14 protein-coding genes are annotated in these 12,053 nt (G+C 73.6%); 6 read left to right on the top strand and 8 right to left on the bottom strand.

Annotated elements, in window-relative coordinates:
- Positions 1-174: 174 nt before the first annotated feature.
- Positions 175-1,776, top strand: a complete 1,602-nt coding sequence (locus GA0070562_RS16405) for a tetratricopeptide repeat protein (protein WP_091422311.1) — start codon at positions 175-177, stop codon at positions 1,774-1,776.
- A 70-nt stretch (positions 1,777-1,846) separates the two neighbouring features.
- On the opposite strand, the gene GA0070562_RS16400 is transcribed toward GA0070562_RS16405, so the two are convergent.
- Complete coding sequence (locus tag GA0070562_RS16400) at positions 1,847-3,439, bottom strand: MDR family MFS transporter (protein WP_091422309.1); 1,593 nt, start codon at positions 3,437-3,439, stop codon at positions 1,847-1,849.
- A gap of 119 nt (positions 3,440-3,558) precedes the next feature.
- Here GA0070562_RS16400 and GA0070562_RS16395 point away from each other — a divergent pair, with 119 nt between their 5' ends.
- Positions 3,559-4,134: a TetR/AcrR family transcriptional regulator gene (locus GA0070562_RS16395; protein WP_091422306.1), complete on the top strand. Its 576-nt coding sequence runs from the start codon at positions 3,559-3,561 to the stop codon at positions 4,132-4,134.
- A gap of 47 nt (positions 4,135-4,181) precedes the next feature.
- Here the strand turns inward: GA0070562_RS16395 and GA0070562_RS16390 are convergent, their stop codons facing one another.
- A complete protein-coding gene (locus tag GA0070562_RS16390; protein ID WP_091422302.1) occupies positions 4,182-4,694 on the bottom strand; it encodes a GNAT family N-acetyltransferase in 513 nt (170 codons plus the stop codon).
- The gene (locus tag GA0070562_RS16385; RefSeq protein ID WP_013288370.1) at positions 4,691-4,906 is read right to left on the bottom strand and encodes a biotin/lipoyl-binding carrier protein; all 216 of its coding nucleotides are present in this window, start codon (positions 4,904-4,906) and stop codon (positions 4,691-4,693) included. The genes GA0070562_RS16390 and GA0070562_RS16385 overlap by 4 nt, the downstream gene beginning before the upstream one ends.
- 238 nt (positions 4,907-5,144) lie before the next feature.
- On the opposite strand from GA0070562_RS16385, the gene GA0070562_RS31040 reads away from it, so the two are divergent.
- Complete coding sequence (locus tag GA0070562_RS31040; protein WP_370461611.1) at positions 5,145-5,219, top strand: 50S ribosomal protein bL37; 75 nt, start codon at positions 5,145-5,147, stop codon at positions 5,217-5,219.
- Between the two features lie 78 nt (positions 5,220-5,297).
- On the opposite strand, the gene rsrA is transcribed toward GA0070562_RS31040, so the two are convergent.
- From rsrA to GA0070562_RS16360, 5 genes are all read right to left on the bottom strand, one after another.
- The gene (rsrA, locus tag GA0070562_RS16380) at positions 5,298-5,585 is read right to left on the bottom strand and encodes a mycothiol system anti-sigma-R factor (protein WP_091423251.1); all 288 of its coding nucleotides are present in this window, start codon (positions 5,583-5,585) and stop codon (positions 5,298-5,300) included.
- A 2-nt stretch (positions 5,586-5,587) separates the two neighbouring features.
- Positions 5,588-6,397 (bottom strand): sigma-70 family RNA polymerase sigma factor, encoded by an 810-nt coding sequence (locus GA0070562_RS16375; protein ID WP_091422299.1) that lies wholly within the window; start codon positions 6,395-6,397, stop codon positions 5,588-5,590.
- 227 nt (positions 6,398-6,624) lie between these two features.
- Positions 6,625-7,236: an alpha/beta hydrolase family protein gene (locus GA0070562_RS16370; protein ID WP_091422297.1), complete on the bottom strand. Its 612-nt coding sequence runs from the start codon at positions 7,234-7,236 to the stop codon at positions 6,625-6,627.
- Positions 7,237-7,334: 98 nt separating this feature from the next.
- Positions 7,335-7,727, bottom strand: a complete 393-nt coding sequence (locus GA0070562_RS16365; protein ID WP_091422293.1) for a WhiB family transcriptional regulator — start codon at positions 7,725-7,727, stop codon at positions 7,335-7,337.
- 213 nt (positions 7,728-7,940) lie between these two features.
- Positions 7,941-8,648: an SOS response-associated peptidase gene (locus GA0070562_RS16360; protein WP_091422288.1), complete on the bottom strand. Its 708-nt coding sequence runs from the start codon at positions 8,646-8,648 to the stop codon at positions 7,941-7,943.
- A 102-nt stretch (positions 8,649-8,750) separates the two neighbouring features.
- On the opposite strand from GA0070562_RS16360, the gene aroA reads away from it, so the two are divergent.
- From aroA to hisN, 3 genes are read left to right on the top strand one after another with little or no spacing between them, the layout of a single operon-like run.
- The gene (gene aroA, locus GA0070562_RS16355) at positions 8,751-10,052 is read left to right on the top strand and encodes a 3-phosphoshikimate 1-carboxyvinyltransferase (protein ID WP_091423248.1); all 1,302 of its coding nucleotides are present in this window, start codon (positions 8,751-8,753) and stop codon (positions 10,050-10,052) included.
- Positions 10,022-11,143: a ribosome small subunit-dependent GTPase A gene (gene rsgA / locus GA0070562_RS16350; protein WP_175438764.1), complete on the top strand. Its 1,122-nt coding sequence runs from the start codon at positions 10,022-10,024 to the stop codon at positions 11,141-11,143. Before aroA ends, rsgA begins: the two co-directional genes overlap by 31 nt.
- Positions 11,144-11,203: 60 nt before the next feature.
- Positions 11,204-12,022, top strand: a complete 819-nt coding sequence (gene hisN / locus GA0070562_RS16345; RefSeq protein ID WP_091423240.1) for a histidinol-phosphatase — start codon at positions 11,204-11,206, stop codon at positions 12,020-12,022.
- Positions 12,023-12,053: the final 31 nt, after the last annotated feature.

Genomic DNA, 12,053 nt, shown 5'->3' with positions numbered 1-12,053 from the left:
GACGCGTCACTCCAGAACCTCCTTCTGCGCGTTTCCCGCGCGTTCGATGCTCAGTCTTGCACGTTTAAGCGGTATCAATCAACGCAACGAGCAGGAGTGCGCAGTGGATCACTAATCGACGGAAGATCCCCTAGGCTTGCCCGGCTGACCGACCGACCCCGGCGAGAGGACGACGTGCCCGAGGACGACGCCGCGCTCTCCGCGGAGGAGGAACTCGCGCTGGCCCGGCTGGCACTGGGCGAGGGCGACCTGCGGCACGCCGCCGACCACGTGGCCGCCGCGCTGGTCCGCTCCCCCACGCTGCCCGAGGCGCACGAGACGCTCGCCCGGCTGAACGCGGCGAGCGGCGGCGACCTCGACCTCTTCCCGCTCGGCCAGCAGGCGTTCGTCGGCGCCGTGGTAGCCCGCGCACACCTGCTCGCCGCCGCCGGCCGTCCCGCCGAGGGACTCGACCTTCTGGCCGCCGCCACCGGCTACGCGCCCGCCGCGCCCTGGGCCGCCGTGCCCTGGGTGACCGCCGCCGACCTGCCGGAACGTCTCGATCCCGAGCGCACCGCCCGGATCCTCATGCAGGTCTGCGCGGCGGCGCCGGACCCCGCGCCGCGCCGGCTGCGCGAGCCGCTCGCGCCGTACCTCACGCTGGCCCGCAACGCGATCACCGTCCATCCGGCCCACCCGCTGCTGCTGGGCGCGGCGTCCGCGCTGGCCCGGCGCCTCGGCGACGTCACCCTCGCCGTCACCTGGGCCACCCGGGGGGTACGCGCGCAGCCCACCAAACTCGGCGAGGTGTGGCTCGGGTACGCGTACCGCAGCGCCGGCCGGACCGCCGAAGCGCTCGCCGCACTGGAACGCGCTGTCGCGCTCGACCCCGACGACCTCGCGGTCTACGCGGACATCGCCGGCACGCTGGCCGACCACGGCCGGCTCGACGCGGCGCTGGGCTGGGTCGACCGGGCGCTGGCGAGGGATCCGGCGTTCGACTGCGCCGTGCACACCGCGCACCGGCTGCGCTACCTGCGCGACGGGGACGTGGACCACCTGGTGGCGCTCGCCGACTTCGTCCGCGACCACCCGGACGACACGCACGAGCACGGTGACCTCGCCGAATGCTGCCGAGGGCGCCCCTGGCTCGGGCAGGTGACCCCGGCGGGCGACGAGGACCCGGCCCCGGACGGTCCCGCCCCCTCGGCGGCCGCGGCACGGCGGCTCCAGCAGCTCGCGCACCCCGCCTGGGCGCACCCGCCGGCCGCGTACGACGCCGCGGTCGGGCTGGCCACACTGGACCTCGCCGACCTGCTCGCCCTGCTGGCACACCCGCCGGAGGCGCCGGCGACCGCGCTGGGCCGGGTGCTCGGCGGGCAGGATCCGGCCTTGTGGACGCGCTGCGCGCAGGTCTGGGCCTGCCTCGGCCTGCTGCACCACCGCACCGACGAGCCGTGGGAGCGGTCGACCCGGCGGCGGGTGCTGGGGGAACTGGCCGCCGGCGATCTCGGCCCGGCCGCCGAGGCGGCACTGTTCGCCCTGGTCACCGCCGCCTGGGTGCACCCGGACACCCGCACCGACGTGGCCGCGCTGGTGGCCGGGCGGATCGCCGGGGTGGCAACCGGGCCGGTCCGCCGTACCCCGGTGGCGGTGTCGCTGGCGTACCTGGCGCGTGCCACCCCGGCGCTCGACGCGGCGACACGCGCCACCGCCGACCGGCTGATCGCCGGTGCCGAGGGCGGCCCGCTGCGGCGTCTCTGGCGACGGCTCACCGCCCTGTTCCGCCGCGGCTGACCGCGCAGCGGCAGACACGGCGCGGCCCCGCGTACCCCTCAGGGGTGGCGGGGCCGCGACGGACGGCGTGTCAGGCGACGGGGGCCTTGCCGAGCGCGGCCTCGGCCTGGTCCTCCGGGGTGGCGCCGGCAGGCGGCACGTCGTTAGTCGCGCGCAGCGGCACCTCCTTGATGAACCAGGCGAGCACCGGTACGGCCACCGTGAAGAGGACGGCCCAGAAGAAGACGTGCGAGATCGCGTCGGAGAGGCCGCCGAGCACCGCCTCGCGCATCGGGCCGGTGAGCTTCTTGAGGGCCTCCAGGTCCATCGCGCCGCCCTCACCACCGCCCGAGCCCGCGAACGCGGGACCGGCCGCCGAGTCGGCCAGGCGGTTGGCGAAGATCGCGCCGAAGAGGGAGACGCCGAACGAGCCGCCGATGGACCGGAAGAAGGTGGCGGCGCCGCTGGCCGCGCCGAGGTCCTTCTGTTCCACGCTGTTCTGCGCGATCAGCATCGAGGTCTGCATGAGGAAGCCCATGCCGACGCCGAGCACGATCATGTAGAGCGAGGACTGCGTCTTGCTGGTGTCCACGTCCAGCAGGCTGAGCAGGCCCATCCCGGCGGCCATCACCACGCCGCCGACGATCGGGAAGACGCGGTAGCGGCCGGTCCTGGTGATGGTCCGGCCCACCACGAGCGACACCACGAGCATGCCGAACATCAGCGGGAGCAGCAGCAGTCCGCTGTTGGTGGCCGAGGCGCCCTGGACGGTCTGCTGGTAGAGCGGCAGGAAGTTCATCGCGCCGAACATGGCGAAGCCGAGCAGGAAACCGATCACCGAGATCAGCGCGAAGTTGCGGTTGGTGAACAGGCTCAGCGGCAGGATCGGCTCCGGCGCGCGGCGCTCGACCAGCGCGAACACGCCGAGCGCCAGCACCGCCAGCACGGCCAGGCCGAGGATCTGCGGCGAGACCCAGTCGTACTCGTTGCCGCCCCACGTGGTCACCAGCACGATCGCGGTGATGCCGACGGACAGCAGCGCCGCGCCCAACCAGTCGATCTTGTGTTCGGTGCGGTACTTCGGCAGGTGCATGGTGGTGGCGAGGACCAGCAGCGCCGCGCCGCCCAGCGGCAGGTTGACGTAGAACGCCCAGCGCCAGGAGAGGTGGTCGGTGATGAAGCCACCGACGAGCGGCCCGGCGACCATGGCGATGGCCATGATGCCGGCGATCATGCCCTGGTAGCGGCCCCGCTCACGCGGCGGGACCAGGTCACCGATGATCGCCATGACGCCGACCATCAGGCCACCCGCGCCGAGGCCCTGGACGGCGCGGAACGCGATCAGCTCGATCATGCCGGTGTCGGTGCCGCCGAAGACGCCGGAGCCGGACATGCCGCAGAGCGCGGAGCCGACCAGGAACACGACCACAGCGGTGAGGAAGACGGTCTTGCGGCCGTAGAGGTCGCCGAGCTTGCCCCAGATCGGCGTGGAGACGGTCGTGCCCAGCACGTACGCGGTGACCACCCAGGTGAAGTGGTCGGCGCCGCCGAACTCGAAGACGATCCGCGGCAGCGCGGTGCTGACGATCATGTTGTCGAGCATCGCGAGCATCATCGCGATCATCAGACCGAACAGGACGACCCGGACATTGGGTCTCGTGATCACCTGGGCTGGTTGACTCATCGGTAGGCTCCCCCGCAGATCGGATGATCGACTTACTTGCCGCCCGGCTAGTTTGCTTACTAGCCGGACGGTAAGCTCATGACGGGCGCACGTCAAGCGGATTGAAAGGATGTCGGCCGGTGAGGGAGACCACAGGTGGCACGCGGCAGCGGATCCAGGCCGTCGCCTTGGAACTCTTCACCGAGCACGGCTACGAGAAGACGTCACTGCGGGAGATCGCCGAGCGGCTGGGTGTGACCAAGGCGGCGCTCTACTACCACTTCAAGAGCAAGGACGAGATCGTCACCAGCCTGGTCGACGACCGGCTGCGCCGCATGGACGAGCTGATCGCCTGGGCCGCCGACCAGCCGCCCACGCTGGCGACCCGGCGCGCCCTGATCAGCCGGTACGCCGACAGCATGTTCGCCGGCGACCTGCCCCAGGTGATGCGCTTCTTCGAGCAGAACCAGACAGTGCTCAAGAGCCTGGTCGCCGGCCAGCAGATGCGCAACCGGATGATGCGGCTGGCCCACGAGCTGTGCCGGGGCGACGAGTCACCCGCCGCCCAGCTCCGCGCCGCGCTCACGCTGTTCGCGGTGCACAGCAGCTGGTTCGCGGTACGCGCGCCGGGCATCACCGACGACGAGCGCAAGCGGATCGCGCTCCAGGTGGCCGACGAACTGCTCGCCAAGATCGGCGAGAACGGCCAGGGCTGAGCCGCGCCGCGTCAGCCGCGGTGAGATTCAGCCGGCCGCGGCCGGATTCAGCCTGCCCGGGTCAGGTCCAGCCGCAGGCCGCGCAGGTCGATACCGGGCAGCGGGGTCCAGTCCTTCTCCGGGTACCTGACGAAACCGAGCCGCTCGTAGAGGCGATGGGCGCTCGCCGCCATCCCGGCGCGTACGCAGATCACCACGGCCGTGCAGCCCAGCTCCGTCGCGCGCGCCACACACGCGGCCGCGAGCGCGGCGCCGGCACCCCGGCCCTGGGCGGCCGGATCCACAGCGAGCATCCGGAACTCGGCCTCCCCCGGGCCGGCGAGTTCGGCGTACGGGGTCCCCGGCAGCACGAACGTCACCGCGCCGAGCACCTGACCGGTGGCGTCGTCGACGGCCACCAGCACCTCGCCGGTCTCGGCGCGGGTCGCCACGTCGGCGAGCACCGGCGCGTACCCGCTCTCGTCCTTGAGCTGGCCGTCCGCCTCGTACGCGGCGACGGTCAGCCGGGCCACGGCCGGGAAGTCAGCCGGCTCGGCGCGGCGTACCCGCAGGCCGGTCAACCGATCTCCGCGATCAGGTCGCCGTCCTGCACCACGTCACCCTCGTTGACCGCCAGCTTCTGCACCACGCCGTCGGACTCGGCGACCACCGGGATCTCCATCTTCATCGACTCCAGGATGACGAGGGTGTCGCCCTCGGACACCGTGTCGCCGGCCGACACGACGACCTTCCAGACGTTCGCCACCATTTCGGCGCGGATCTCCTCGGCCATCTCCGGCCCTCCCTCTCCCCGACAGCTCCCCGACAATCCTGCGAACGGTATCCAATCATGACGCCGGTCACGCCGGGCCGCGCACCACCGCCGCGCGATCCGCCCCGCCGCGCCCCGGCGGGCGGTGACGGCACTAGCATCGTGCGGGTCGGCCACCGGCGAGCCCGGAGGGGCCACACCGCGACCTCCGCCGCGCCCAGCCGCGGACGGAACAGTGACCAGCACAAGGAGGCAGAGCATGGCGAAGAAGGCCCGCAAGAAGAAGGCCCGTAAGAAGAGCGCCGCCAACCACGGCAAGCGCCCCAACTCCTGATCATCGGATCGCCCCGGCGTACGCGCCGGACACGCGGAACGGCCCGGGTCCTGTGGACCCGGGCCGTTCCGTCGTAAGTCAGTCGGCCAACTCGCGGGACTCGGCGGTCTCGAAGACCACCAGCTCGGTCAGCCGCAGCCGCAGCCGCTCGCGCAGCTTCTCCGGCGCCGCCTCGTTGCCGCAGCAGCGGGCCACGAGCGCCTTGACCTCCTGCTCGATGCCGTACTCGCGCAGGCACGGCCCGCACTCGTCCAGGTGGTGCCGGATCAGGACCCGGCGCTCCTCGGCGCACTCCAGGTCGAGGTAGAGGTAGACCTCGGCGAGCACCTCGCGGCAGTCCGTCTCGTGCGGTTGTCCACAGCTCACGGTCACACCTCCCGGCCGGCGGCGGCGGTCGAACCCTTCTTCGACGACGCGGCGCTGAAACCCCGCTCCGCCGCGTACTGCTCCAGCAGTTTCCGCAGATTACGTCGGCCACGGTGCAGACGGGACATCACGGTGCCGATCGGCGTGCCCATGATGTCGGCGACCTCCTTGTAGGAGAAGCCCTCGACGTCGGTCAGATAGACGGCCAGGCGGAACTCCTCCGGCAACTGCTGGAGGGCCTCCTTGACGTCGCTGTCCGGCAGCCGGTCGAGCGCCTCCGTCTCGGCCGAGCGCAGGCCGCTGGACGTGTGCGACTCCGCCTCGGCGAGCTGCCAGTCGGTGATCTCCTCGGTCGGCGCCTGGATGGGCTGGCGCTGCCGCTTGCGGTAGGTGTTGATGTAGGTGTTGGTCAGGATCCGGTAGAGCCAGGCCTTCAGGTTCGTGCCCTGCTCGAACTGGTGGAAGGCGGCGTACGCCTTCAGGTACGTCTCCTGAACCAGGTCCTCCGCGTCGGCCGGGTTGCGGGTCATCCGCAGTCCGGCAGCGTAGAGCTGATCGACGAAGGGCATCGCGTCCCGCTCGAAGCGGGCCCTGCGCTCGTCCGTCTTCTCGGTGGTCGACCGCACATCCCCTCGCGTCGGATGCTTTCCCGCCGAGGATACGCGTACCCGCTTGCCGGCAGATTCACTTCCGGAGTGTGTGCCGGTGCTCACGACCGACGCCGCCGCGGGCCACTCCGGCGCGTCGAGCAGCCGCCGGAGCTGGCGCTCGTCCCGTTCGTCCCGTTCCCGGCTCCGTGTCTCGATCGGCACCGGTCACCCCCCTCGCGCTGGCTCTGTCGTCGTCCAAGGGAGGTAACGCGAGGTGTGGGGTGCGGCATTCCTCCGCCCCACCCGATCCTGGTCCCGGCCTCGGCCGCGACCGACGCTGGGACCAGGAAGGGCCTGGGAGGGTGGCCCCGGCGCGCCCGAACCGGGCGGCCGGCACCAACCGGTGCAACGACCCGCCGCGGCGGACGGTCACGGCGCGCGCCGCCCGGTCAGGACGACCACCCGTGTACGCGCAGCCAGTCCCGCACCACGGCGGCCGTGCCGGCCGGATCGCCGCGCAGGTCGTGGCGCTCCCCCGGCCGGACCACGACCTCGATGCCGGGGCCCGGCTCGGGTACGCCGAACGGATCCCGGTCGCCGTTGACGACGAGGGTGGGCAGCCCGGTGAGCAGCTCCCCGGCCCGGGAGCGCTCCGGTCGTCCCGGCGGGTGCAGCGGGAACGCCAGCGCCACCACTGCGGCCGCCCCGACGGCGGCGGCGGTACGGCAGGCCACCCGGGCGCCGCTGGAACGGCCCCCGACCACCCAGTGGCGCACCCGCGGGGCGCGCCGGCGCAGTTCGGCCAGCACCGCCGTCCACGCCTCGTCGAGGTGCCCGGCGGGAGCGGGCGCGCGTCGCCCGGCGACCCGGTACGGCTGGGTCACCAGGGCCACCCCGGCCCCGGCGGCGAGTACCGCGTCCCGCACGGCGGTCAGGTCGGGCGCGTCCACGTCACCGCCGGCGCCGTGGCCGAGCACCAGCACCGTCGTGCCGTCGGCGGGTGGGGCGAACCGGAGCCGGGCGGGCCCACGTGGTGTGTCGATGTCGTCGTCGTGCCGCACCGGCTCATTCTGCGCGGTCCGGCCGGTTCGCCGGTGCTCGGGCGCGGAAACGGACGTCGCCCGCGGCCTGCCGGAGCGGGCCACGGGCGACGTCGTGATCAGCTCAGCGGAACCAGCGTGAGCAGGCGGTCGCGCACCGGCGGGCCGGCGTCGTCGAGCGCGTCCGGATCCGGCTGTACCTCGCTGCGCCAGGCCACCAGCATGGCGCGCCGCTCACGCGGCGTGGTGCCGCCCCAGACGCCGTGGCAGTCGCCCACCTCCAGGGCCCAGGCCAGGCAGGAGCCCTGGACGTCGCAGGTGCGGCAGAGCGCCACCGCCGCGTCGGCCGGTTCGTTCGGTGCCGGAAAGAACGTCTCCGGATCGACGTTCTGACAGGTGCCCCTGGTGCGCCACGCGTCTTCCTGGCGTCGTTCGCTCAGCGCCCGCAGCAGTCGCGGATCGCGCCGCGCGGCGGCTACCTCGTGCGGACGCGGCATACGTGCCCGTGTCAATACACCCACCTCCCCCGTGGGAACCGGCGTAGATCTTTACAAGATCGATGGGTGTCATCCGCCCCGTGCGAACAGACGCCCATCACCGGCGCTGTGTTCTATCGCATTCGCATGCGTAAGGACAAGAGTCTTCGATGAAACTGACTGAACGTCCGGGCGACTTTTGCGGCCCAACCCCGACAAACGGGTACACGCAAATGTGGCGGAGCGTGATCAGAACAGCGTCGGTCCGGCGGCCGTCTCGACACCCGCCGGAGCCACCGGCGCGATCAACTCCGGGCCGTCGTTGCGGACGTCCCCCACGGCCCGGGAGACGGGCCGGATCTCCAGCCCGTCGAGCAGGCCGGCGTCCGGCGGCGTGAGCAGTTCCGCCGGCTCCTCGACCGGGCCGAGCCATCCCGCCCAGCGCTCCGGCGACAGCAGCAGCGGCATCCGGTCGTGCACCTCGGCCAGCTCGCCGACCGCAGCGGTGGTGAGCACGCTGAACGTGAGCCGGGCCGCACCGGCCGACTCCCACACCGACCAGATGCCGGCGAAGGCCAGGACCGAGCCGTCCCGCGGGGTCATGAAGTAGGGCTGGCGCCGGCCGTCGGCGAGGCGGACCCACTCGTACCACCCGTCGGCGGGGACCAGGCAGCGGCGGCGGGCGAAGGACGGCGCGTACGCCCGGCTGGTGGCGACCGTCTCGGCCCGCGCGTTGATCATGCGGGCGGCCCCGGCGGCGCTGCGCGACCACTGCGGGAGCAGGCCCCAGCGGCCGAGGGAGAGCAGCCGGTGCCCCTCCGGGGCGAGCCGGACCAGCGGCACCGGGTCGGTCGGCGCGACGTTGTAGTCCGGCGCGACCCCGCCGGTCTCGTCGGCCGAGGAGAACATCGCGCTCAGGTCGGCGGCGCTCCGGGTCGTGGCGTACCTCCCGCACATGGCGCCCACGCTAGCCGCATCCGGACGTTCCGGCTGTCCCGCCCAACGGGAGCAGCGGCGGCGGATGGTCCCACCGGCCCGCGAGCTTGGCAGAATGTGACCGTGAGCAATCCGACCGCGACGCGTCCGCCGCAGCCGTGGACCGCGCCGACCGCGAGCGACCCGGTCGCCGCGACGCTGCGCCTGCCCGGCTCCAAGTCGATGACCGCCCGGGCCCTGGTGCTCGGCGCGCTCGCCGGCGGGCCGTCGACACTCGCCCGGCCGCTGCGCGCCCGGGACACCGAACTGATGGCCGGCGGCCTGCGCGCGCTGGGCGCGCACATGTCCGTCTCGGACGATGACCGCTGGCTGGTCCGTCCCTATCCGCTGGCCGGCCCGGCGCACGTCGACGTCGGCCTGGCCGGCACCGTGATGCGCTTCCTGCCCCCGGTGGCCGGGCTGGCCGCCGGGCGGGTCACGTTCGACGGCGACCCGCACGCCCGGACCCGCCCGCTCGGGCCGCTGATCGGCGCGCTGCGCGCGCTCGGCGTCCGCATCGACGCTCCCCCGGTCGGCAGCCTGCCGCTCGTCGTGCTCGGCGCGGGCCGGGTGACAGGCGGCGACGTGGTGATCGACGCCTCCGCGTCCAGCCAGCTCGTCTCCGGGCTGCTGCTCGCCGCGCCGCGCTTCGACCGGGGTGTCGTGGTCCGGCACGAGGGGCCGCCGGTGCCGTCCGCGCCACACGTGCGGATGACGGTGCAGATGCTGCGCGCCGCCGGCGCCGCCGTCGACGACACCACGCCCGACGTGTGGACGGTCGAGCCGGGCCCGCTGTCCGGGCGCGGCTGGGAGATCGAGCCGGACCTGTCCGGCGCCGCGCCGTTCTTCGCCGCCGCCCTGGTCACCGGCGGTGAGGTGACGCTGCAGGGCTGGCCGCGCAGCAGCCTCCAGCCGGTCGAGCGGCTCCGGGAGCTGCTGCACCGGATGGGCGGCGAGGTGAGCCTCGGCACCGACGGCCTGACCGTCCGGGGCACCGGCACGGTGCGCGGGCTCGACGCCGACCTCTCCGACGTCGGCGAGCTGACCCCGGTGCTGACCGCGCTCACGCTGCTCGCCGACGGCCCGTCCCGCCTCACCGGCATCGGCCACATCCGCGGCCACGAGACCGACCGGGTCACCGCGCTCGCCAAGGAGTTCACCGCGCTCGGCGCGGACATCACCGAGACCCGCGACGGGCTGGACATCCGGCCCCGCCCGCTGCGCGGCGGGACGTTCCGCACGTACGCCGACCACCGGATGGCGCACGCCGCCGCGGTGGCCGGGCTGGCCGTCCCCGGCATCGAGGTCGACGACGTGGCGTGCACCTCCAAGACCATGCCCGAGTTCCCGGCACTATGGTCGGGGATGGTGACCGGCAAGAACTGAGAGCGGGGGACGTCCTGGCGACGAAGCGGCGTGAGTACGACGAGGACGACGTCCGGGTCCGGCCGGGCCGGTCGTCGCGCCCGCGAACGCGCACCCGGCCCCGCCACGCCGACGCCGTCGAGGGCTTCGTCATCGCCGTCGACCGGGGCCGCTACACCTGCGTGCTGTCCGGGGCCGGGCCCGACGCGCCGCTCGTGACCGCCATGCGCGCCCGCGAGCTGGGACGCAAGTCGGTGGTGGTGGGCGACCGGGTGGGGCTGGTCGGGGACAGCTCCGGGGCGCCGGGCGCGCTCGCCCGCATCGTGCGCATCGCCGAGCGGACGTCGGTGCTGCGGCGTACCGCCGACGACGACGAGACCACCGCCGAGGGGCGGCTGGAACGGGTCGTGGTGGCGAACGCCGACCAGTTGGTGATCGTCAGCGCGCTCGCCGACCCGCCGCCGCGTACCGGGTTCATCGACCGCTGCCTGGTGGCCGCGTACGACGCCGGCATCGAGCCGCTGCTCTGCCTCACCAAGGCCGACCTGGCCGGCCCGGAGGCGGTGCTCGGCTACTACACCGAGCTGGAGCTGCCGTACGTGCTGATCCGCCCGGACTCCGACCTGGCCGCGTTGCGGGCACTGCTCGCGGGCCGGGTCTCGGTGATGGTGGGTCACTCCGGGGTGGGCAAGTCGACGCTGGTCAACCGCCTCGTCCCGGACGCCGAACGGGCGGTCGGCACGGTCAGCGCGATCGGCCGGGGCCGGCACACCTCGACCAGCGCGGTGGCGCTGCGCCTGCCCGCCGAGCCCGGCGGCGACACCGGCTGGATCGTCGACACCCCCGGGGTACGCAGCTTCGGACTGGCGCACGTGTCCGCCGAGAGCCTGCTGCACGGCTTCCCCGACCTGGTCGAGGCAACAGTGGACTGCCCCGCCAACTGCCCGCACACCGCGGACGAGGCGGACTGCGCGCTCGACGCCTGGGTGGCCGCCGGGAAGGCGGACGCGCGCCGGCTCGCCTCGTACCGCCGGTTGCTGGCCTCGCGCAGCGGCGAGGGCGACCCGCGTGAGCCGGAGCGCAACCCCGGCGACCCGCTCGCCGGTTCCTGACCGGCGGACCGGCGGCGACCCGCCGTCGCAGGCCGGGCCGCCGCCACTAGCGTGTCGGTCATGACCGGGTACGCCGACGACCTCGCCCTCGCCCACCTGCTCGCCGACGCCGCGGACGCCGTCTCCTCGGCCCGGTTCCGCGCGCTCGACCTGCGCGTCGAGTCGAAGCCGGACCTGACCCCGGTCTCCGACGCGGACACCGCGGTGGAGCGGGAGATCCGCGCGCTGCTGGCCGCCCACCGTCCCGGCGACGGCCTGCTCGGCGAGGAGTACGGCGAGCAGCCGCCGGCCGGCCCCGACGGGCGGCGCTGGGTGATCGACCCGATCGACGGCACGAAGAACTTCGTCCGGGGCGTACCGGTCTGGGCCACGCTGATCGCGCTGCTGGAGCACGACCGGCCGGTGCTCGGCCTGGTCTCCGCCCCGGCACTGGGCCGCCGCTGGTGGGGTGCGCTCGGCGCGGGCGCGTTCGCCGGCACCGGCCCGGCCGACGGCACGCCGATCCGGGTCTCCGGCGTGACAGCGCTCGGCGACGCGAGCTTCTGTTACTCGTCGCTGACAGGATGGGAGCAGGCCGGCCGGCTGGACGCGGTGCTCCAGCTCATGCGCGACACCTGGCGCAGCCGCGCGTACGGCGACTTCTACGGCTACATGCTGCTGGCCGAGGGAGCACTGGACGTGATGGTGGAGCCGGAACTGTCGCTGTGGGACGTCGCCGCGCTGGTCCCGATCGTCACCGAGGCGGGCGGAACGATCACCGACCTGGCCGGACGGCCCGCCCCGGGCGGTGCCGACTCCGCCGACATCAGCGCCGTGGCCAGCAACGGGGCGCTGCACGACGACATCCTGGCCCGGCTCGGCCGTCCAGCCGAGCGCTGACCCAGGCAGAGCCTCTATCCTCGCCAGGTGG

The sequence above is a fragment of the Micromonospora tulbaghiae genome (genome assembly GCF_900091605.1).
Lineage (GTDB): Bacteria > Actinomycetota > Actinomycetes > Mycobacteriales > Micromonosporaceae > Micromonospora > Micromonospora tulbaghiae.
Note: the sequence above shows the minus strand (reverse complement) of the source record. Positions and strands in the feature narration are given on the sequence as shown.

What these genes read in the sequence shown, in the direction of transcription:
- GA0070562_RS16360 (WP_091422288.1), bottom strand. Translation starts at nt 8,648, where the DNA reads ATGTGCGGGAGGTACGCCACGACCCGGAGCGCCGCCGACCTGAGCGCG.
- hisN (WP_091423240.1), top strand. Translation starts at nt 11,204, where the DNA reads ATGACCGGGTACGCCGACGACCTCGCCCTCGCCCACCTGCTCGCCGAC.
- rsgA (WP_175438764.1), top strand. Translation starts at nt 10,022, where the DNA reads ATGGTCGGGGATGGTGACCGGCAAGAACTGAGAGCGGGGGACGTCCTG.
- GA0070562_RS16400 (WP_091422309.1), bottom strand. Translation starts at nt 3,439, where the DNA reads ATGAGTCAACCAGCCCAGGTGATCACGAGACCCAATGTCCGGGTCGTC.
- GA0070562_RS16385 (WP_013288370.1), bottom strand. Translation starts at nt 4,906, where the DNA reads ATGGCCGAGGAGATCCGCGCCGAAATGGTGGCGAACGTCTGGAAGGTC.